The organism is Amycolatopsis azurea DSM 43854, assembly GCF_001995215.1.
Taxonomy (GTDB): Bacteria; Actinomycetota; Actinomycetes; order Mycobacteriales; family Pseudonocardiaceae; genus Amycolatopsis; species Amycolatopsis azurea.
This window is the reverse complement of record NZ_MUXN01000005.1, coordinates 134,120-151,900: the sequence shown is the minus strand read 5'-3', so window position 1 is coordinate 151,900 and position 17,781 is coordinate 134,120. Positions and strand designations below refer to the sequence as shown.

Sequence of the window (17,781 nt, the reverse complement as noted above, 5' to 3'; positions counted from 1 at the left end):
CGCACTGGGTTGTGGTGCCGGTCGGCGAGGGAGGTTCCCAATGTCGCATTCGAGACGCTGAGCGTCTCGAATGCGACATTGGGAACAAGGACCGGAACGAATAGTCGCGGGGAGGTCCCGGTGTTCGGTTGGCACGCAGCGAAAGCTCCCTTCACCGCGTCCTACGCGGCTAAGGCGTCCTTCACCTACCCACAGGAGTTGTCCACAACCGTCGCCACCTGTGGACAACCCCGCCGATCGCCCGCCCCCGTCGCCCACTGCCGATAGACTGGATTCGGGGTCGCCCCCCTGGGACGGGTGGGGGGTGGGGTCAGGGGCGTTCGGCGTGTTTCACCAGGCGAGTGGCCAGGAGTGAGACCACGGTGCGCAGGGCCGCGCAGGCGGCGGCGCCGGTGCCGGGCACCGATTCGGTGAACCGGCCGGTCCAGCGCAGATCCGTACCGCCGGAAGCGTTCGGCGTGAACGAGACTTCGGCGCGATAGTCCTTCAGCGGCGCGAGACCCGCGAAGCCGTAGACGTGCCTTCGGTCCTTTTCGTACTCAAGCGTCTCTTCGTGGATGTACACCGGCCACAGACCGACGGCCCGGACGGCGCCCACCTCGTCCTCGCCCGGCTTCCGCGCCCAGCGCGAGTGGAACACCACCGGCTTCGCCCATTCCGACCACCGGGAACCGTCGGCCTCCAACGCGAACAGGGAAGCCGGCGAGGCGGTGCTCGTCCGGTTGATCTCGAAGGAGTACGTCTTGCCCATGTGGCGACGATAACCGCTCCCGCCGCGACGGATAAGTCAAGATAGAGGCGTGAGCACGACGCGCCGCGAGATCGCCGCACCACATTGGCTGGTGCAGCTGCTGCGCAGCACACCGGTTCCCATCCCGTGGAACATGGTCGCCCGCGCCGTCCTCGCGCTCGCCGTGCCGCTGGCCGTCGGTTACGCGCTCGGCGACATCGGCGTCGGCGCGCTCATCTCCACCGGCGCCCTGCCCACCGTCCTCTCCGAGTCCGCCGGCCCGTACCGCTACCGCGCCCGTCGGCTCGGCGGCGCCACCGCGGCCGCCGCCGTCGGCTACTTCGCCGGGCTGATCACCGGCGGCATCCCCGCCGCCTCCATCCCGGTCGTCGTCGCGGTCGCGGCGATCTCCGCGCTGATCAGCGCGGCGGGCAGCAACGCCTCCGTCGCCGGGCTCCAGATGTTCGTCTTCTGTGTGCTCGGCACCGGCCAGCACGTCACCGGCCTGCGCGTCGAAATCCTCCTCGGCTACTTCTGCGTGGGTGCCGCCTGGAGCCTGCTCATCGCGCTCGCCACCTGGACCTTCCGCGCCACCAGCCCCGAACGCGGCGCCGTCGCCCACGTCTACGTCGAACTCGCCGCGATGCTGTCCGCGACCGACGAAGCCACCTCCCGCGTCGCGCGGCACCAGCTCACGACCGCGATGAACACCGCGTACGACCGGCTGCTCACCGCGCGCTCCTGGCTTTCGGGCCGCGACGCCACCTACCGCCAGCTGCTCAACCTCCTGTCGGCCAGCACCCCCGCCGTCGAGGCGTCCGTCGCGATGGTCAACGCCGGCCGCCGCGCCCCGGACGACGTGATCGGCCACTTCATCGCGACCTCGGCCGCCGTCCTCGCGAACCAGGAACCACCGGACCCTCCCGAAGCGCCCGAAGACGCGGATCCGGTCCTCGCCGCGCTCTACGCCGGACTCGCCCGCATAGCCAAGGGCGACAACCGGAAACGGCGCGAGGTCCAGCCATGGCACAAACGCCTCCGCGGCTGGGTGGGCTCGCTCGTCTCCGGCCCGCTCACCTGGTTCGCCGCGCTCCGCCTCACGCTGTGCGTCGCGATCGCCGAAATCGTCGCGCTGCTCGTCCCGTTCGAACGCTCCTACTGGATCACCCTCACCGTCGGCATCGTCCTCAAACCGGACTTCGGCTCGGTCTTCGGCCGCGCCGTCCTGCGCGGCATCGGCACGGTGATCGGCGTGGGCATCGGCGCGGCCGTGCTCGCCGCGGGCGGCGAAGGCTGGCTGCTGGTCCTGCTGATCGCCGTGTTCGCGGGCGGCGTCGCGGTCGGCAAGGTCCGCAACTACGGCATCCTCAGCGCCTTCGTGACGCCGTTGATCATCCTGCAGATGGACCTCGCCAGCACCGGAAGCTGGAACGTCGTGCTCGCCCGGCTCGTCGACACCGTGCTCGGCTGCGCGATCGTCCTGCTCTTCGGCTACCTGCTCTGGCCGGGCAGCCGACGGCCGCAGGTCGGCGGACGGCTCGCCGACAGCCTCGACAGCCTGGTGAAATACGTCGACAAGGGCCTCGTTCTCGCGCCGTCCGGCGAAGCCCGGCTGGAACGCTCACGCGCCCGTCGCCGCGCCTACCGCGCACTGGCCGACCTGCGCACCGCGTTCCAGCAGGTCGTCGTCGAACCCTCCGCCGCCGGACGGCAGGCCGTCGCCTGGTGGCCGGTGATCGCCGGACTCGAACGCGTCGCCGACGCCGTCACCGAGGTCGGCGTCACCCTCGGCCGCGGCGCCCCCGCACCGGACGAAGACGACATCGCCCTGCTCACGGCCGCGCTCGGCGAACTCGCGGCCGCCGTCCGCGAGGAACGCGACCCGGCGGAGATGCCGATGCCCGACAGCGAGCAACTGTCCGGTGTCGTCGACCAGATCGGCGCCGCCTTCGACGCTGTCCGCGGCCCCGACCTCGTCGAGCGCGCGCCGCTGCGGCTGGTCCGGCGATTCCTGCCGTATCACCGCAGGGCTTGACCTTGACATCGTGACAAGGTCTTCACTGATGGCAGGAGGTGATCCCCATCAACACGACACCAAGGACGGACACGCGCCTGCTGGACGCGTTGAGCTCCGAAAGCTCGTCGACGCGGCTCCAGGCGGCGCTGGCGGCCGGGACGCACCCGGACGCCGGATTCGCGGGCACGCTCGTGGCACGGTGCGCGATCGAGCCGGACTTCTTCGTCCGGGACATGCTGACCTGGGCGTTGACCCGCCTGCCGTCGGAGAGCACGGTGCCGGCGCTTCTCGTGGAGCTCGGTTCGGAGATCGCCCAGGCCCGGAGCCAGGCGCTGCACACGCTGTCCAAGATCGGGGACGCCACCACGTGGCCCGCGATCACCCGGTCGCTGCTGCACGACGCCGACGACGAGGTCGCCCGGAGCGCGTGGCGTGCCGCCGTCGTCCTCGTCCCCGACGGGGAGCGGAAAGAGCTGGCCGGAGACCTGGCCGCGCAACTCGGGCGCGGTGACCGGAAGGTGCGGCTGAGTCTCAGCAGGGCGCTCGTCGCGCTCGGCGACGAGATCGAGCCCGCCCTGCGCGAGGGCATGGCGAGCACCGACCCGAAGGTGCGCGTGCACGCCCGCGCCACGGAGCGGCTCCTGCGCGACCCGGACGCCGACTTCGACCCGGCCGTCGACGAGGCGAAACGGGTCGCCGCGCTCGGCCCGGAACGAACGAGGGAACACGATGCTGATCGGTGAGGTGGCGCGCCGCTCGGGGGTGAGCAGCCGGATGCTCCGGCACTACGACGCCCTCGGGCTGGTGCGGCCGACGGGCCGCACCGTCGGCGGCTACCGCGAGTACTCCGACGAGGACATCCGCCGGATCTTCCACGTGGAGAGCCTGCGCTCCCTCGGGTTGTCGCTGCGCCAGATCGGACGCGCCATGGCGGATCCCGCCTTCGAACCGTCCGATCTGGTCGGCGACCTCATCCGGCGGACCGAGGAACGCCTGAAACGGGAACAGGAACTGCTCGACAGGCTTCGCGCTGTCGACGCCTCGGCGCCCTTCGGCTGGGAAGGGGTCCTGCGCATCGTCGAGCTCCTGCGCGGCCTCAACTCGCCCCACGCCGCGCGACGGCAGCAGGCCGTCCTCGCCCCGGCCGAGGACGTGCCGATGCCCACCGAACTGCTGGCCGGGGCGGTCCTCGCCGAAACCGATCCGAACGTCGCCGGAGCCCTGCGGTGGGCCCTCGCGCGAGCGGGCGGCGAGGGAGTGGCGAGCCTCGCGTCCGGCGCGCGGTCGGAGGACGTCGACGTCCGGCGGCGCGCCGTCCACGCGCTCGCCGGGATACCCGGTGACGAGGCGACCGCGGCACTGACGGAGGCACTCGGCGACCCGGACCCGGCGGTCCGCGCCCGCGCCGCGCTGGCCGTCGGTTCGCGCGGCCGGACCGTGGCCGTGCCCGCCCTCGTCCGCATGGTGGTCGAGGGCACCACCGACGTCGAGGCCGCCGAAGTCCTCGGCGCCCTGGCCCGGGACGCCGGATGCGCGGACCGGATCATGAACGAGCTGACCGGCGAGCTCGCCACCGCGGAACCCGCGGCGCGGATCCGTCTCACCCAGGCCCTCGCCGAGATGCCGCCCGCCCTCGCGCGGGGCGCCCTGCGGAACCTGGCCGAAGACGACGATCACGCCGTCGCCCGCCTGGCTTCGGCCCTCGCCGGAGCCTTGATATGACGACAGCCGCTGGTTGGCGCGGAACTTGGCGTTGCGTTGTGCCGGATTGCTTCAGCGTGGTGCGCTTAGCCTGTCCCGGTGATCGTGCTGCGGCGTTCGATCATCACGACGTCGCGCCAGCGGTTGTGGTGGCGGCCGACGCGCTCGCGGATCCCGATTTCCCGGAATCCGGCGCGGCGGTGCAAGGCTCGGCTTGCGGTGTTTTCGGGGAAGAGCCCGCTTTGGATGGTCCAGATCCCGGCGTTTTCGGTCGAGGTGACGAGCGCGGTCAGCAATGCTCGGCCGATACCGTGGCCGTGGGTGTCGGGGTGGACGTAGACGCCGTGCTCGACCACTCCGGCGTCGACGCAGCGGTCGGACACGGCACTGACACCGGTCCAGCCGAGCACGGTCCCTGCCGGGTCGAGTGCGACCAGGCGGTGCGCTGGGAGGTGGATGGTGTCCCAGGTCGGCCAGTCGGGTGCGGTGGTCTCGAAGGCGGCGTCCCCGGTGTCGAGTCCGGCCTGGTGGATCGCCAGAACTTGGTCGGCGTGGTCCGTGGTCATCGGCGCAAGACGAACCGAGGGACGGACGACGTCTGCGTTCGGCGTCATCAGGCGATCAGTTCGGCGAGCAGGGCGCGGACGCGGCGGTCGATCTCGTCGCGGATGGGGCGGATCTGCTCAGCGGGTCGGCCTGCGGGGTCGTCGACTTTCCAGTCGAGGTAGCGCTTGCCGGGGAAGATCGGGCAGGCGTCGCCGCAGCCCATGGTGATGACGACGTCGGCGGCCTCGACCGCGTCGGTGGTGAGGCTTTTCGGGAATTCGCGGGAGACGTCGATGCCGAGTTCGGACATGACCGCGACGACGGCGGGGTTGACCTCGTTCGCGGGGGCGGATCCTGCGGATCGGACGGCGACGCGCCCGGCGGCGTGATGGTGCAGCAGCGCGGCGGCCATCTGGGAGCGTCCGGCGTTGTGGACGCAGACGAACAGGACTTCGGGGGTGTTCACGAGGTGGCCTCCACACGGGCGGGGGAGAAGCGGGGGCGCAGCGCCAGGGAGACGTAGACGAGCGCGACGAGGACGGGGACTTCGATCAGCGGCCCGACGACACCGGCGAGCGCTTGCCCGCTGGTCGCGCCGAACGTGGCGATGGCGACGGCGATGGCGAGTTCGAAGTTGTTGCCCGCGGCGGTGAACGCCAGGGTCGTGGTGCGTTCGTAGGAGAGGCCGACGGCGCGGCCGAAGGCGTAGGAGCCGGCCCACATCAGTCCGAAGTAGATCAGCAGCGGTACCGCGATCCGGACGACGTCCAGCGGGCGGGCGGTGATCTGTTCTCCTTGCAGGGCGAAGAGAACCACGATGGTGAACAGCAGCCCGTAGAGCGCGGCCGGGCCGATTTTCGGCAGGAACCGGGTTTCGTACCAGGTGCGGCCTTTCGCGCGTTCGCCGAACCGGCGGGTCAGGTAGCCCGCGAGGAGCGGGATGCCGAGGAAGATCAGCACGCTTTTCGCGATCTGCCAGCCGGACACCGCGAGGTCGGCTTGCGGGAGGCCGAGCCAGCCGGGCAGGACGGCCAGGTAGAACCAGCCGAGCAGGCCGAACGCGATCACCTGGAACACCGAGTTCAGCGCGACCAGCACGGCGGCGGCTTCGCGGTCGCCGCAGGCGAGGTCGTTCCAGATGATGACCATGGCGATGCAGCGGGCGAGGCCGACGATGATCAGCCCGGTCCGGTACTCTGGGAGGTCGGGCAGCAGCAGCCACGCCAGCGCGAACATCAGCGCCGGGCCGATCAGCCAGTTCAGCACCAGCGACGGCCACAGCAGCCGCCGGTCGCCGGTGACCGTGCCGAGCCGGTCGTAGCGGACCTTCGCCAGGACCGGGTACATCATCACCAGCAGCCCGAGCGCGATCGGCAGCGAGATCCCGTCCACGGCCACCGCGGACAGCAGGGTGTTCAGGCCGGGGATCCAGCGGCCCGCGAGGAGTCCGGCGACCATCGCGGCCGCGATCCACACGGGCAGGAACCGGTCCAGGGTGGACAGCTTCCCGGCCACCCCGGTCTGCCGGTCGATCATGCCGGGACCGTGGCGTCGCCCGGGACGAGCACAGCCGACAGGCGGGCCAGCACCTCGGGGTGGACGCGGTAGTAGACCCAGGTCCCGCGCCGCTGCCCGGTGATCAGCCCCGACTCACGCAGCACCTTGAGGTGGTGGGAGATGGTCGGGCCGGTCAGGTCGAACGCGTCGGTCAGGTCGCACACGCACGCCTCGCCGCCGTCGTGGGAGGCGATCAGCGACAGCAGCCGCAGCCGGACGGGGTCGGCCATCGCCTTGAACAGCGTGGCCAGCTCGACGGCCTGGGCCCCGGTCAGCGGTTCGCGGGCCAGCGGTGAGCAGCAGGCGTCCATCGCGACGATCGGCAGCTGTTTCGGCATCCATCTATCTTGACAGACTTCTAAGTAGAAGCCAATCTAGGTCGCATCCACTGTTTCGATGAACGTCTATCCAAGGAGGATGGGATGTCACGGGTACAGCTCGCACTGCGGGTCGGAGACCTCGAAGGCTCGATCGACTTCTACTCGAAGCTCTTCGGCGCCGAACCGGCCAAACTCCGCCCCGGCTACGCCAACTTCGCCATCGCCGAACCCGCGCTCAAGCTCGTGCTCCTGGAAGGCGAGCCTGGCCAGGCCACGGTCATGGACCACCTAGGCGTCGAAGTCGAGTCCACCGACCAGGTTTCCGAGGCCAGCAAGCGTCTCACCGGCGAAGGGCTCGAGACCCTGACCGAGGACGACACCACCTGCTGCTACGCCGTCCAGGACAAGGTCTGGGTCCACGGCCCCGGCCAGGAACCCTGGGAGGTCTACACCGTCAAGGCCGACTCCCAGACCTTCGGCACCGACGGCGCCGCGCAGGCCGACAAGGCCACCCAGTCGGCGGGCTGCTGCTCGTGACCCGTACCGGAGCGGGTGGTCGCGAAGCTATCCGCTCCGGCGCGGGGTCAGCCCGCCGTTGTCATGTCAACTATCGCTGGGAGATGCCGGCTATCGTCTCTCGTCACAATTGACCACCCACCCGGATGGGGGAGGGTGAGCATGGTCTCGAACTCATGTTCGAGTTATCACGCATAATCGACGCATGCTCGACACTGGTGACACGCTGCCGCCGGGGCCGCGTCACCTGCACATGGTCCGGCCCCATCAACCCGTCTGGGTCGACCTCAAGCTGGTCTACCCCGTCAGCGCCTCGAAGACCCGTCTCCCCGACGGCCTGGACCTGACCGGCACCGTCCCCGGGCTGCTGGGGATGTGGCGGGCGACGACGACGGCGCACTGGGTCGGCTGGGTGACCTTCCAGCTCGGCCCGGTCGGCCAGGGCGGCACGACGCATTCGCAGTGGGTGCTCGCCGAGGCGTTGCGGCCACGCGAGGAGCGGAACACCTGGTCGGGAAGCTATCCCTACGAGCGGCGGCGGTGAATATCCCGTCCCGTGGACGAGGTTGCCCCCGTTCTCGTCCCGGCGCCACCATGAAGAGGTGTCCGCCATCCTGAAGTCCTCGCCGACCCGCTCGGCGAGCGAAGGTGTCGCCGCACTGCTCCTGCGCCGTGGACGTCTGGGCTCGCCGCCCGCGTAGCTCCCCGCCTCGCCAAGCCATCCGACGGTGAAACCCAGGGAGCACGTATGTCCATCGAACTGCCCGACCGTGTCCGCCTCCGCCCCGCGACCGTCCCCGACGGTGGGATCCTCGAAGGACCTCGCGTGCTGCGGCGCCTGCCGGAGGGCGTCGAAGAACGTCCTTACGAGCTTTTCACGCTGCGCCCGCTGGGACGGGTGATCGGAGCCGAGATCGACGGCGTCGACCTCGCCCGGCCCCTGACGCCCGCCCTGCACGCGGAGCTGAACCGCGCGTTGCTGGAGTGGAAGGTGCTGTTCTTCCGCGACCAGGACATCACTTCGGCGCACCAGCGCGCCTTCGCCGCCAACTGGGGCGAGCTGGAGACGAACCCCTTCATCCCCCGGGGAGAGACCGAGGACACCACCCGGTTCACCAGGTCGGCGACCATGCCCGGGTTCGAGAACATCTGGCACGTGGACGTCACGTTCCGGCCCGCGCCGGCGCTCGGCTCGGTCCTGCGGCTGATCGAGGTCCCGCCGATCGGCGGCGACACGATGTGGGCCGACATGGCCGCCGCCTACGACAACCTGCCGGAAGACGTCCGTGCACGCATCGACGGACTGACCGCGGTGCACGACTTCATCCCCGGCTTCGCCCGCTTCTCCGACCCGGAACTGCTGCTGCGCCACCAGGACGCCTTCCCGCCGGTCGAGCACCCGGTCGTCCGCACGCATCCGGAGACCGGGCGGCGCACCCTCTTCGTGAACCAGGCCTTCACGACCCACATCGCCGGCATCGACCGCGACGAGAGCGACAGGCTCCTGAGGTACCTGTTCAGCCGGGCGCATGTCCCGGAGTTCCAGGTGCGCTTCGCCTGGCGGCCCGGTTCGGTGGCCTTCTGGGACAACCGCGCCACGCAGCACTACGCGGTCAACGACTACCACCCGTACGCGCGGGTGGCCGAGCGTGTCGCCATCGTCGGCGACCGGCCGTTCTGAGGCGTCCCCATGACGGGTGATCGTCGAGGCGGGTTCACCGGGACCTGTGTGACGATTGGGGCATGGGCATCAACTTCGATGAATTGAAGAACAAGGCCACCGACGCTCTCCGCGAGCACAACGACAAGATCGAAGGCGGCCTGGACAAGGCGGCGGACTTCGCCAAGTCGAAGTTCTCCGGACACGACTCCCAGATCGACTCCGGGGTCGACAAGGCGAAGGACTTCCTCAACAAGTTCGACGACACCCCCGACACCCCGCAGCAGAACCAGCAGCAGCCGCCCCAGGGCCAGTAACCCCCCCCGCGTTTCGTCCTCTGAATGCGGTAGTTGCGCGTGCAACTACCGCAACGAGAGGACGAAACGCGCTAGGAGACCTCGCCGATCGCGGTGTCGCCGTCGATCGCCGTGATCCGGCCACCGCGCTCGCCGAGCGCGATCAGGCCGTCCCGCGCGTCCGGGGCCACGAGACTGACCCGAACCCCCGCGCGTTCCGCGTCCTTACTGGCCGCAAACGCTTGCGCGCCCTCGTGACCGGCGTTGACCGTCACCGCCAGCCCGCCCGTCGAAGCCAGCGAACCCCGCGCGGCACCCAGCCGTCCGAGCGCCTCGTCGACGATCGGCAGCAGCGCTTCCCGGTTGCCCTCGGTCATCGCCCGCACCAGCGCCGGGCTCGACCCGGCCACCCGCGTGCCGTCCGTGTAGGACCCGGCGGCCAGCGACATCGCCAGCGGCCCGCCCTGCGCGCCGATCGTGGCCAGGATGGCCGCGAAGATGTGCGGCAGATGCGAGATCCGCGCGACCGTCTCGTCGTGCGAGTCCGCGGGCAGCGGGACGACGTGTGCGCCGACGTCCAGCACCAGCTGAGCGACCTCGGCCCACGCCGTCAGATCCGTGTCGTGCTCGACGCCCAGCACCCACGCGGCGCCGCCGAACAGCGCCGGGTTGCTCGCCTTCCAGCCGGACTCCGCGGTCCCGGCCATCGGATGCCCGCCGACGAACTTCGCGTACGGCGCACGCCGCCGGACGGTGTCGAGCACCGGGCCCTTCACGCTGGTGACGTCGGTGAGCACGCAGTGCCCGGCCACCCGCGAAACGGTGCGGAGCACCTCTTCGACCGCGGGCAGCGGCACCGCGAGCACGATCATCGCGTCCCGCTCCGCCGCCTTGCTCAGCGCCGCTTCGACCTGCGTCGTCACGTCGAAACCCGCTCTGCTGGCGGCGTCCGCGTCCGCTTCGGAGGTCGTCGCCCCGAACGTGGTGCGGCCGATCGAATGCGCCGCGCGCAGCAGCGAACCGCCGATCAACCCGAGCCCGATCACGCATACGTCCCGCACAAGGGTTCATCCTGCCATCTCGGGCGCCACTCGTCAGAGAACGGCGGCGAGGCGGGTTCCCTGATCGATGGCCCGTTTGGCGTCCAGTTCGGCCGCGACGTCGGCGCCGCCGATCAGATGCACCGCCACCCCGGCCGCCCGCAGGCCGTCGGCGAGGTCGCGCACCGGCTCCTGACCCGCGCAGACGACGACGGTGTCCACATCGAGCACACGCGGCTTGTCACCGACGGTGATGTGCAGGCCGTCGTCGTCGATCCGGTCGTAGGTGACCCCGGTGAGCTGCTCGACGCGCTTGGCCTTCAGCGCGGCCCGGTGCACCCAGCCACTGGTCTTGCCCAGCCCCGCGCCGATACCGGACTTCTTGCGCTGCAGCAGGAAGACCTGCCGGGGTGACGGCTCGACCTTCCGCTCGGTCAGCCCGCCCGCCGCCCGCTCGGGATCGGTGACGCCCCATTCGGCCATCCACGCGTCCAGGTCGAGCGCGGGGGAGGTGGTATGCGTCAGGAACTCGCTGACGTCCACGCCGATCCCGCCCGCGCCGATCACGGCGACCTTGCCGCCCACCGGTTTCCCGTGCCGGACGACGTCCACATAGGACAGCACCTTGGGATGGTCGATGCCCGGGAGCGACGGCACCCGCGGCGCCACGCCGGTGGCCAGCACGACCTCGTCGAACCCCGCGTCGGCGAGGCTTTCGGCGGTCGCGCGGGTGCCGAGGTGGACCTTGACCCCGGTGGCCTCCAGCCGTCGCGCGTAGTACCGGATGGTCTCCGCGAACTCCTCCTTGCCCGGGATCTTCCGCGCGATCCCGAACTGGCCGCCGATCTCGTCGTCCGCCTCGAACAACTCGACGGTGTGCCCGCGCTCCGCGAGGCCGGTCGCGGCCGCGAGCCCGGCGGGACCCGCACCGACGACGGCGACGCGTTTGGTCTTCCGCGTGGGCGACAGGGTCAAGGTGGTCTCGTGGCCCGCACGCGGATTCACCATGCAGGACACCAGTTTCCGCTTGAACGCGTGGTCGAGGCAGGCCTGGTTGCAGGCGATGCAGGTGTTGATCTCGTCCTCGCGCCCGGTCTCGGCCTTGCGGATCCACTCCGGGTCGGCGAGGAACGGCCGCGCCATCGACACCAGATCCGCGTCGCCGCCGGCCAGCGCCTGCTCGGCGACCTCGGGCATGTTGATCCGGTTCGACGTGACCACCGGGATCCCGACGTGCGGTTTGAGCTTCCCGGTCACCCAGGTGAAGGCCGCGCGCGGCACCGACGTCACGATCGTCGGCACCCTGGCCTCGTGCCAGCCGATACCGGTGTTGATGATCGTCGCGCCCGCCTCTTCGACCTCCTTGGCCAGCGCGACGACGTCCTCCCAGCGCTGGCCGCCTTCGACGAGGTCCAACATGGACAGTCGATAGATGATGATGAAGTCCTCGCCGACCGCTTCCCGGGTGCGGCGCACGATCTCGACGGCGATCCGGCGCCGGTTCTCCGCACTGCCGCCCCATTTGTCGGTGCGTTTGTTGGTCCGCTCGGCGAGGAACTGGTTGATGAAGTAGCCCTCGGAGCCCATGATCTCGACGCCGTCGTAGCCCGCTTCCTTGGCCAGGAAGGCGCAATCGGCGAACGCGCGGATCTGTCGCAGCACGCCGTACCCGGACAGCGCCCGCGGTTTGAAGGGGTTGATCGGCGCCTTGATCCCCGACGCCGAAACGCTCAGCGGATGGTAGGAATACCGGCCCGCGTGCAGGATCTGCAGCGCGATCTTGCCGCCGGCCTCGTGCACCGGAGCGGTGAGCCGCTTGTGCGCCTCGGCTTCCGCGCGCGTCGAGAGCTTCGACGCCAGCGGCAGGAGCCAGCCGGTCCGGTTCGGCGCGAACCCGCCGGTGACGATCAGCCCGACGCCACCGCGGGCGCGTTCGGCGTAATACTCGGCCAGTTGCGGGAAATGCGCTTCCTTGTCTTCGAGACCGGTGTGCATCGAGCCCATGATCACCCGGTTGCGCAGGGTGGTGAAGCCGAGGTCGAGTGGGGAAAGCAGGTTCGGGTACTGGCTCATCGCAGGGTCCTTACGCATCGTGGTGGAATGCCTGGAGGACTTCCTCGAGCCACTCGACGTGGCCCTGTTCTGTTCGGATTCCTCCGCGCAGCACGAGGAACTGATGCAGCGACTGTCCACTGAGGACGCTGGGGTCGGGGAAGTCGCGCTTCTCGATCAGCAGGTAGGCGTCGAGGCGGGCCGCGTGCGCGTCGCGATGCCGGGTGATCTCGGCGGCGACGACACCGGGTTCGCCGAGTGTCGCGCCGCGGATCTTGACGGCGAGTTCCCGGGCCGTGGCCGCGGGATCGGGTTCGGCGAGCCAGCGGGCGAGTTCGGCCCGGCCCGTGTCGCCGACGGTGTAGACCTTCTTGTCGGGTTTCCCGGACTGCGCGACGTGGTCGACGGCGACCCAGCCCGCGTCCTCCATCCGCTTGAGGACGCGGTAGATCTGCTGGTGGGTGGCGTTCCACCACAGCCCGATGGACTTCTCGAAGCGGCGCGTCAGCTCGTAGCCCGAGCCGGACCGCTCGGACAGGGAGACCAGGATCGCGTGCTCCAATGCCATGCACCTAGTTTCATATGCACCCAGTTGCACTGCAAGGCGACGCGCGTCACAAGTACATGAAGGCCCCCTTCCTGTACCTAGGCGCAAGGAAGGGGGCCTTCATGTACTTCTGGGGCTATTACGGCTTCCTGGCGATACCGCCGATGACGCGGGACTCCGAGGGCGCGGCGGCGAAGACCGTCCTCTCGTCTGGGTGCCACGCCGGCGCGTAGACCAGGCCCGGCTCCAGCAGCGGCCAGCCGCCGAAGAACCGGCGGAACTCGTCCATCGTGCGCAGGAAACCGGGGTTCGTCGTGGTCTCGTAGTACTCGAGGATGTCGAGCAGCGCCTGCTTCTCCTCTTCGCTGGCCGGGTTCTCGTTGGTCATCTGCGAGAGCACCAGCAGCGACCCCGGCGCGAGCCGGTCGCGGTAGAAGGCCAGCAGCGCGTCCGGGTCCTGCTCGTCCTTGATGAAGTGCATGACCGCGTTGACGACCAGCGCGATGGGCTCTTCGACGTCGATGATGCCGGAGTCGATCACCCGTTCCCAGAGGTCCTCGGGGTCGAACAGGTCCGCGGCGATCGCGTGGTGCCGGTCCGGGTCGGCGGTGTCGGCGAGCAGCAGCGTCGAATGCGCGAGCGCGATCGGCTCGTTGTCGATGTAGAGGACGTGCGTGTCCTCCTGCGGCCGCGCCGCGTCGGCGACCTCGTGCACGTTGCCCGCCGTCGGCAGGCCGGAGCCGATGTCGACGAACTGCCGGATGCCCAGTTCCGCGCAGTGCCGCACGGCGCGGCCGAGGAACTGCCTGCTGGTCTTGCAGTAGTCGCCCATGAGCGGCAGGCGCTGGCGTACCTTCTCGGCGAAGAGGCGGTCGATGGCGTAGTGGGTGTCGCCGCCGATGAAGTAGTCGTAGACCCGGGCCGCGGACGGCCGGTCCAAGCTGTTCTCGACGGCCTTGAGCGCCGCGTCGTGATCGATCATCGTCATCCCTTTGTCCGCGCCGGAAATCCCATGCTAACCGGCCGGTACGTAGGCCTGGCGGTAGGCGTTCACGGATTCGGTCAGGCGATCGAGCTCCACGCGGGTGCGGGCGAGCCCGGCCGCGTCGAGGCCCATCGCGTCACCGATGATCTTCGGGATCCCGCTCGCGCGGTCCCGGAGCCGGGCGCCGTCCTCGGTCAGGCTGACGCGCACGGAACGCTCGTCGTCGGCCTGCCGGTCGCGCCGGATCAGTCCGGCCTTCTCCAAGCGTTTGAGCAGGGGCGACAGCGTGCCGGAATCGAGGTTCAGCACGGTGCCGAGCTCCTTGACCAGCCGCTCGTCCTCCTCCCAGAGCGCGAGCATCACCAGGTACTGCGGATAGGTCAGGCCCAGATCGTCGAGTACCACCCGGTAAAGCGCGGTCACGGCCCGCGATGCCGCGTAGAGCCCGAAGCACAGCTGATCGTCCAGGCACAGCGACGCGGTTTCGTTCGATGGCATAAGCCCTCCTTCGCTCGCCCAACGCGCTCTCCACTGTCGATGATGCCCCACGGCGCCACTTGAGTGGGGTAAATCTCCTCGTGTGCATTTTAGTTGTGCACAACTGAGTTGCGAGCTATCTTCAGTTCATCGACTTCGGCACCCAGGAGGCAGAAATGACCGCCAACCCGCACGACTTGGCCCTCGAACCGGCCGCCCAGGCCTTCGTCGAGGCCACCGCCACCCCGCCGTTCCTCTTCCAGTTGCCGCCGGACGAGGGCCGCAAGGCCGTCGACGAGGTCCAGGGCGGCGACGTCGAACTGCCCGCCGCGGACGTCGAGACCACGCACGTCGACGGCGTCGAGGTCCGCATCGTCCGGCCGCAGGGGGTGGCCGGTCCGCTGCCCGTGATCGTCTACATCCACGGCGCCGGCTGGGTCTTCGGGAACTTCCACACCCACGAGCGCCTGGTCCGCGAGCTCGCCGTCGGCGCGGGCGCGGCCGTCGTCTTCCCCGAGTACGACCGCTCCCCGGAGGCGCGCTACCCGGTCGCCATCGAGCAGAACTACGCGGTCGCGAAGTGGGTCGCCGAGCACGGCGCCGAGAACGGGCTCGACAGCACGCGGATCGCCATCGCCGGTGACTCCGTCGGCGGGAACATGACCGCCGCGCTCACCCTGCTCGCGAAGCAGCGCGGCGACGTCACCTTCCGCCAGCAGGTGCTCTTCTACCCGGTCACCGACGCGAACTTCGACACCGAGTCCTACCGGCGGTTCGTCGAGGGCTACTTCCTCGCCCTCGACGGCATGAAGTGGTTCTGGGACCAGTACACGACCGACCCGGCGCAGCGCGCGGAGATCACCGCGTCGCCGCTGCGGGCGAGCCTCGACGAGCTCGCGGGCCTGCCGCCCGCGCTGGTGATCACCGCCGAAGCCGACGTCCTGCGCGACGAGGGCGAGGCGTACGCCGCGAAGCTGCGTCAGGCCGGGGTCCCGGTGACGGCCGTGCGGTACCAGGGCGTCGTCCACGACTTCGTCATGCTCAACACGCTGCGCGAAACGCACGCCGCGGACGCGGCGATAAAGCAGGCGGTCGGGGTGCTGCGCGCCGCCCTCGCGGGCTGAGTAGCCGGGAACACGGTTTGTCCAGGGTGACACGCATCACCCCGGACAACACTTCCCGGTGGTCGCACGTCTCTTGATCCAGATGTGGGAAGTGCGGTGCGGGGGCGTGCCGCGGCCGGGGAGGACAACGATCGCCATGGGACTGGGACTGAGTGCCATCCGGCTCGATTCCACGCTGAACCTCGTCATCGTCGTGGTGCTGGCGCTGCTCGCGATCGTCGCCGTGCCGTTCTTCTGGGAGCGCTGGCGCCGCAAGCTGCTGGGCCGCAGCAGCACGATCCTCGTCGCGGTGGTGCTGATCGTGGTCAGCACCGGGATGGGCGGGAACATGATCGGCGGGTTCTTCCCGACGGTCGGCGCCCTGTTCGGCACCGGGGTCTACTCCGGGGAGAACGTCAACGCCGTCGCAGGGGAGAACGGTTCGGACCTCGACAAGCTGCGTGACGCCGGGGCGATGCGGGCCAAGGAGGGCAAGGGCTCCGTCGTGCACATGACGGTGTCGGGCAAGCGCACCGGCCTCACCCGCGACGTCACGGTGTACTTCCCGCCCCAGTACTACGACCCGGCGTACCGGTCGCTCAAGTTCCCGGTCATCGAATGGATCCCGAACTACCCGTCCGGCCCCGAAGTGGTCACCGGCCCCTACGAGCTGCCCGCCAAACTCGACGCGGCCATCGCGAAGCACGTGCTCCCGCCGACCCTGGTGATCATCCCGGACCCGACGGGCAAGCCGAAGATCGGGCACGACACCGAGTGCATCGACGAGGTCAACGGGACCGCCAACGACACCTACCTGACCGCCGACATCCGCGACTGGGCGATCGAGAAACTCGGCGCCAACCCGCAGCGGAAGGCGTGGACGATGGCGGGCTGGTCTTCGGGCGGATATTGCGCGATGAACCTGGTGACCCGGCACCCGCAGTGGTACGGCCAGGCGGCCAGTGTCAGCGGCTACTACAAGGCTTCGGTGGACGCGGAGACGGAGAACCTGTTCAAGGGCAGGCAGGACATCGTCGACGCGAACACGGTCTCGCTGAACCTGCAGAAGCACCCCTCGCCGGTCGACATCCTCGCGATCGCCGGGGAGAAGGAGAGCTTCGAAAGCTTCTCGATCGACCAGATCCAGTCGGCCGTCCGCGCGCCCGCGACGTTCTCGTCGTGGCGGATCCCGGACGCCGGGCACAACATGAACACCTTCAAGGCGCAGGTCCCCGACGTGCTGGCGTGGATCGGCGCGCGGACGGTGGCGCCGTGCGCGCCGCAGGACAAGAAGATCGTCTCCAACGGCGGGGTCACCCCGTGGCCCCTGCCCAACACCGGAGCCAAGGGCGCGCTGGTCGACGTCGTCGAGTAGCTAGGTCCTTTCCTGGCCGCGCTTGGCGCGGTACGCCTTGGGGTACAAGCGAAGCCGGTCGGGAACCCGGTTCCCGGCCGCCCTCGTGACCGTGCCCAGCCGCCGGAGACGACGCTCGTCGGCGTCCGTCCACTTGAGACTCAAACGGTCGCGGAGGGCTGTCGGCAGCAAGCCGGTCGCGCACAGGGTCAGCACGTTCCCGCCCGCCGGCCGGACGGGGCGCCACCAGGCTTCCGGCAGGAACCACCACGGTGGCGGCGGGGTGTCGCGCATGGTGATCGAGTCGAGCAGCTCCCGCACCGTGTGGTTGTCTTCGAGCCGGTTCGCGACGACGTCGTCGAAGTACGCCTCGAATCCTTCGAGGTCTTCCGGCATGTGGTGCTCGCGGAGGCCGAGGATCAGGCCGAGGCGTCGCCATTCCGCGTAGAAGCGGCGCTTTTCCTCGCGGGACAAGGGATGTACGAAGACGTCGTGCATGCGGACGGTCGCCCAGAACGTCGAGCCGTGCACCCACCAATAGGCTTCGGGATTCAGCGCGTGATAGCGCTCGCCGTGATGGTCGACGCCCTTGATCGCCTTGTGCATCTCGCGGAGCCGCTCGGCCTCCGCGATCGCCTCCGGGCCGCCGAAAACCTGTGACAGCAAGGAATCGATGGTCCGGTCGAGACGGCCCCACGGGTCTTCGGTGTAGTTCGAATGGTCGTGGACGCCCGCGCCGATCACCGGATGCGCGACCTGCAGCAGCAACGCGGTACCCGCGCCGAGCAGCAGTCTCCGGTCGCCGACCACTTGCCAGGCAACGGAATCCGGCCCGAGCGGGGTCACGGCGGGCAGACGGGCTTCGGTGCTCATGACGACC

Annotated in this window: 20 protein-coding genes; 9 read left to right on the top strand and 11 right to left on the bottom strand. The window is 69.7% G+C overall.

Going from position 1 to position 17,781, the window contains the following annotated elements; genetic code table 11:
* Nucleotides 1–310: 310 nt before the first annotated feature.
* Complete coding sequence (locus B0293_RS08620) at nucleotides 311–751, bottom strand: SRPBCC family protein (RefSeq protein ID WP_005149789.1); 441 nt, start codon at nucleotides 749–751, stop codon at nucleotides 311–313.
* Nucleotides 752–800: 49 nt separating this feature from the next.
* Between B0293_RS08620 and B0293_RS08615 the strand changes: the two genes are divergently transcribed.
* Genes B0293_RS08615 through B0293_RS08605 form a run of 3 tightly spaced genes read left to right on the top strand, consistent with a single transcriptional unit; the run spans nucleotide 801 to nucleotide 4,469 of the window.
* Nucleotides 801–2,765 carry an FUSC family protein gene (locus B0293_RS08615; RefSeq protein WP_005149790.1) on the top strand — a complete coding sequence of 655 codons (1,965 nt, stop codon included), beginning with the start codon at nucleotides 801–803 and terminating at the stop codon, nucleotides 2,763–2,765.
* Between the two features lie 38 nt (nucleotides 2,766–2,803).
* Complete coding sequence (locus B0293_RS08610; protein ID WP_005149793.1) at nucleotides 2,804–3,490, top strand: HEAT repeat domain-containing protein; 687 nt, start codon at nucleotides 2,804–2,806, stop codon at nucleotides 3,488–3,490.
* Nucleotides 3,477–4,469, top strand: a complete 993-nt coding sequence (locus B0293_RS08605) for a HEAT repeat domain-containing protein (protein ID WP_005149795.1) — start codon at nucleotides 3,477–3,479, stop codon at nucleotides 4,467–4,469. The genes B0293_RS08610 and B0293_RS08605 overlap by 14 nt, the downstream gene beginning before the upstream one ends.
* Before the next feature lie 65 nt (nucleotides 4,470–4,534).
* Here B0293_RS08605 and B0293_RS08600 read toward each other — a convergent pair whose 3' ends face one another.
* From B0293_RS08600 to B0293_RS08585, 4 genes are read right to left on the bottom strand one after another with little or no spacing between them, the layout of a single operon-like run.
* The gene (locus tag B0293_RS08600) at nucleotides 4,535–5,014 is read right to left on the bottom strand and encodes a GNAT family N-acetyltransferase (protein WP_005149797.1); all 480 of its coding nucleotides are present in this window, start codon (nucleotides 5,012–5,014) and stop codon (nucleotides 4,535–4,537) included.
* Between the two features lie 47 nt (nucleotides 5,015–5,061).
* Nucleotides 5,062–5,460, bottom strand: a complete 399-nt coding sequence (locus B0293_RS08595) for an arsenate reductase ArsC (protein WP_005149800.1) — start codon at nucleotides 5,458–5,460, stop codon at nucleotides 5,062–5,064.
* Complete coding sequence (gene arsB / locus B0293_RS08590; RefSeq protein ID WP_039914942.1) at nucleotides 5,457–6,530, bottom strand: ACR3 family arsenite efflux transporter; 1,074 nt, start codon at nucleotides 6,528–6,530, stop codon at nucleotides 5,457–5,459. Before arsB ends, B0293_RS08595 begins: the two co-directional genes overlap by 4 nt.
* The gene (locus B0293_RS08585) at nucleotides 6,527–6,889 is read right to left on the bottom strand and encodes an ArsR/SmtB family transcription factor (protein WP_005149801.1); all 363 of its coding nucleotides are present in this window, start codon (nucleotides 6,887–6,889) and stop codon (nucleotides 6,527–6,529) included. The genes arsB and B0293_RS08585 overlap by 4 nt, the downstream gene beginning before the upstream one ends.
* An 84-nt stretch (nucleotides 6,890–6,973) precedes the next feature.
* Here B0293_RS08585 and B0293_RS08580 point away from each other — a divergent pair, with 84 nt between their 5' ends.
* The 4 genes from B0293_RS08580 (at nucleotide 6,974) to B0293_RS08565 (ending at nucleotide 9,364) form a co-directional block, all read left to right on the top strand.
* Nucleotides 6,974–7,408, top strand: coding sequence for an ArsI/CadI family heavy metal resistance metalloenzyme (locus B0293_RS08580; RefSeq protein ID WP_005149803.1), 435 nt, complete (start codon nucleotides 6,974–6,976; stop codon nucleotides 7,406–7,408).
* A 184-nt stretch (nucleotides 7,409–7,592) separates the two neighbouring features.
* The gene (locus B0293_RS08575) at nucleotides 7,593–7,931 is read left to right on the top strand and encodes a hypothetical protein (RefSeq protein ID WP_005149806.1); all 339 of its coding nucleotides are present in this window, start codon (nucleotides 7,593–7,595) and stop codon (nucleotides 7,929–7,931) included.
* 204 nt (nucleotides 7,932–8,135) lie between these two features.
* Nucleotides 8,136–9,068, top strand: a complete 933-nt coding sequence (locus B0293_RS08570; RefSeq protein ID WP_005149807.1) for a TauD/TfdA dioxygenase family protein — start codon at nucleotides 8,136–8,138, stop codon at nucleotides 9,066–9,068.
* A gap of 62 nt (nucleotides 9,069–9,130) precedes the next feature.
* The gene (locus B0293_RS08565) at nucleotides 9,131–9,364 is read left to right on the top strand and encodes an antitoxin (RefSeq protein ID WP_005149808.1); all 234 of its coding nucleotides are present in this window, start codon (nucleotides 9,131–9,133) and stop codon (nucleotides 9,362–9,364) included.
* A gap of 71 nt (nucleotides 9,365–9,435) precedes the next feature.
* Here the strand turns inward: B0293_RS08565 and B0293_RS08560 are convergent, their stop codons facing one another.
* From B0293_RS08560 to B0293_RS08540, 5 genes are all read right to left on the bottom strand, one after another.
* Entirely contained in the window at nucleotides 9,436–10,389 is a 954-nt protein-coding gene (locus B0293_RS08560) for a prephenate dehydrogenase (RefSeq protein ID WP_039914945.1), read from the bottom strand.
* A gap of 48 nt (nucleotides 10,390–10,437) precedes the next feature.
* Nucleotides 10,438–12,456, bottom strand: a complete 2,019-nt coding sequence (locus tag B0293_RS08555) for an NADPH-dependent 2,4-dienoyl-CoA reductase (protein WP_005149810.1) — start codon at nucleotides 12,454–12,456, stop codon at nucleotides 10,438–10,440.
* Between the two features lie 10 nt (nucleotides 12,457–12,466).
* Nucleotides 12,467–13,003, bottom strand: coding sequence for a PadR family transcriptional regulator (locus B0293_RS08550; protein ID WP_039914948.1), 537 nt, complete (start codon nucleotides 13,001–13,003; stop codon nucleotides 12,467–12,469).
* 118 nt (nucleotides 13,004–13,121) lie between these two features.
* Nucleotides 13,122–13,970 carry an SAM-dependent methyltransferase gene (locus B0293_RS08545; protein WP_005149812.1) on the bottom strand — a complete coding sequence of 283 codons (849 nt, stop codon included), beginning with the start codon at nucleotides 13,968–13,970 and terminating at the stop codon, nucleotides 13,122–13,124.
* A 27-nt stretch (nucleotides 13,971–13,997) separates the two neighbouring features.
* Nucleotides 13,998–14,465 carry a MarR family winged helix-turn-helix transcriptional regulator gene (locus B0293_RS08540; RefSeq protein ID WP_005149813.1) on the bottom strand — a complete coding sequence of 156 codons (468 nt, stop codon included), beginning with the start codon at nucleotides 14,463–14,465 and terminating at the stop codon, nucleotides 13,998–14,000.
* A 155-nt stretch (nucleotides 14,466–14,620) separates the two neighbouring features.
* On the opposite strand from B0293_RS08540, the gene B0293_RS08535 reads away from it, so the two are divergent.
* A complete protein-coding gene (locus tag B0293_RS08535) occupies nucleotides 14,621–15,568 on the top strand; it encodes an alpha/beta hydrolase (protein ID WP_005149814.1) in 948 nt (315 codons plus the stop codon).
* Nucleotides 15,569–15,704: 136 nt separating this feature from the next.
* Nucleotides 15,705–16,922: an alpha/beta hydrolase gene (locus tag B0293_RS08530; protein ID WP_005149817.1), complete on the top strand. Its 1,218-nt coding sequence runs from the start codon at nucleotides 15,705–15,707 to the stop codon at nucleotides 16,920–16,922.
* Here the strand turns inward: B0293_RS08530 and B0293_RS08525 are convergent, their stop codons facing one another.
* Entirely contained in the window at nucleotides 16,923–17,774 is an 852-nt protein-coding gene (locus tag B0293_RS08525) for an oxygenase MpaB family protein (protein ID WP_005149819.1), read from the bottom strand.
* Nucleotides 17,775–17,781: the final 7 nt, after the last annotated feature.

Excerpts from the sequence above, each read along its gene's own strand:
- B0293_RS08620 (WP_005149789.1), bottom strand. The coding sequence starts at position 751 with ATGGGCAAGACGTACTCCTTCGAGATCAACCGGACGAGCACCGCCTCG.
- B0293_RS08605 (WP_005149795.1), top strand. The coding sequence starts at position 3,477 with ATGCTGATCGGTGAGGTGGCGCGCCGCTCGGGGGTGAGCAGCCGGATG.
- B0293_RS08600 (WP_005149797.1), bottom strand. The coding sequence starts at position 5,014 with ATGACCACGGACCACGCCGACCAAGTTCTGGCGATCCACCAGGCCGGA.
- arsB (WP_039914942.1), bottom strand. The coding sequence starts at position 6,530 with ATGATCGACCGGCAGACCGGGGTGGCCGGGAAGCTGTCCACCCTGGAC.
- B0293_RS08585 (WP_005149801.1), bottom strand. The coding sequence starts at position 6,889 with ATGCCGAAACAGCTGCCGATCGTCGCGATGGACGCCTGCTGCTCACCG.
- B0293_RS08580 (WP_005149803.1), top strand. The coding sequence starts at position 6,974 with ATGTCACGGGTACAGCTCGCACTGCGGGTCGGAGACCTCGAAGGCTCG.
- B0293_RS08575 (WP_005149806.1), top strand. The coding sequence starts at position 7,593 with ATGCTCGACACTGGTGACACGCTGCCGCCGGGGCCGCGTCACCTGCAC.
- B0293_RS08570 (WP_005149807.1), top strand. The coding sequence starts at position 8,136 with ATGTCCATCGAACTGCCCGACCGTGTCCGCCTCCGCCCCGCGACCGTC.
- B0293_RS08565 (WP_005149808.1), top strand. The coding sequence starts at position 9,131 with ATGGGCATCAACTTCGATGAATTGAAGAACAAGGCCACCGACGCTCTC.
- B0293_RS08555 (WP_005149810.1), bottom strand. The coding sequence starts at position 12,456 with ATGAGCCAGTACCCGAACCTGCTTTCCCCACTCGACCTCGGCTTCACC.
- B0293_RS08550 (WP_039914948.1), bottom strand. The coding sequence starts at position 13,003 with ATGGCATTGGAGCACGCGATCCTGGTCTCCCTGTCCGAGCGGTCCGGC.
- B0293_RS08545 (WP_005149812.1), bottom strand. The coding sequence starts at position 13,970 with ATGACGATGATCGATCACGACGCGGCGCTCAAGGCCGTCGAGAACAGC.
- B0293_RS08540 (WP_005149813.1), bottom strand. The coding sequence starts at position 14,465 with ATGCCATCGAACGAAACCGCGTCGCTGTGCCTGGACGATCAGCTGTGC.
- B0293_RS08535 (WP_005149814.1), top strand. The coding sequence starts at position 14,621 with ATGACCGCCAACCCGCACGACTTGGCCCTCGAACCGGCCGCCCAGGCC.
- B0293_RS08530 (WP_005149817.1), top strand. The coding sequence starts at position 15,705 with ATGGGACTGGGACTGAGTGCCATCCGGCTCGATTCCACGCTGAACCTC.
- B0293_RS08525 (WP_005149819.1), bottom strand. The coding sequence starts at position 17,774 with ATGAGCACCGAAGCCCGTCTGCCCGCCGTGACCCCGCTCGGGCCGGAT.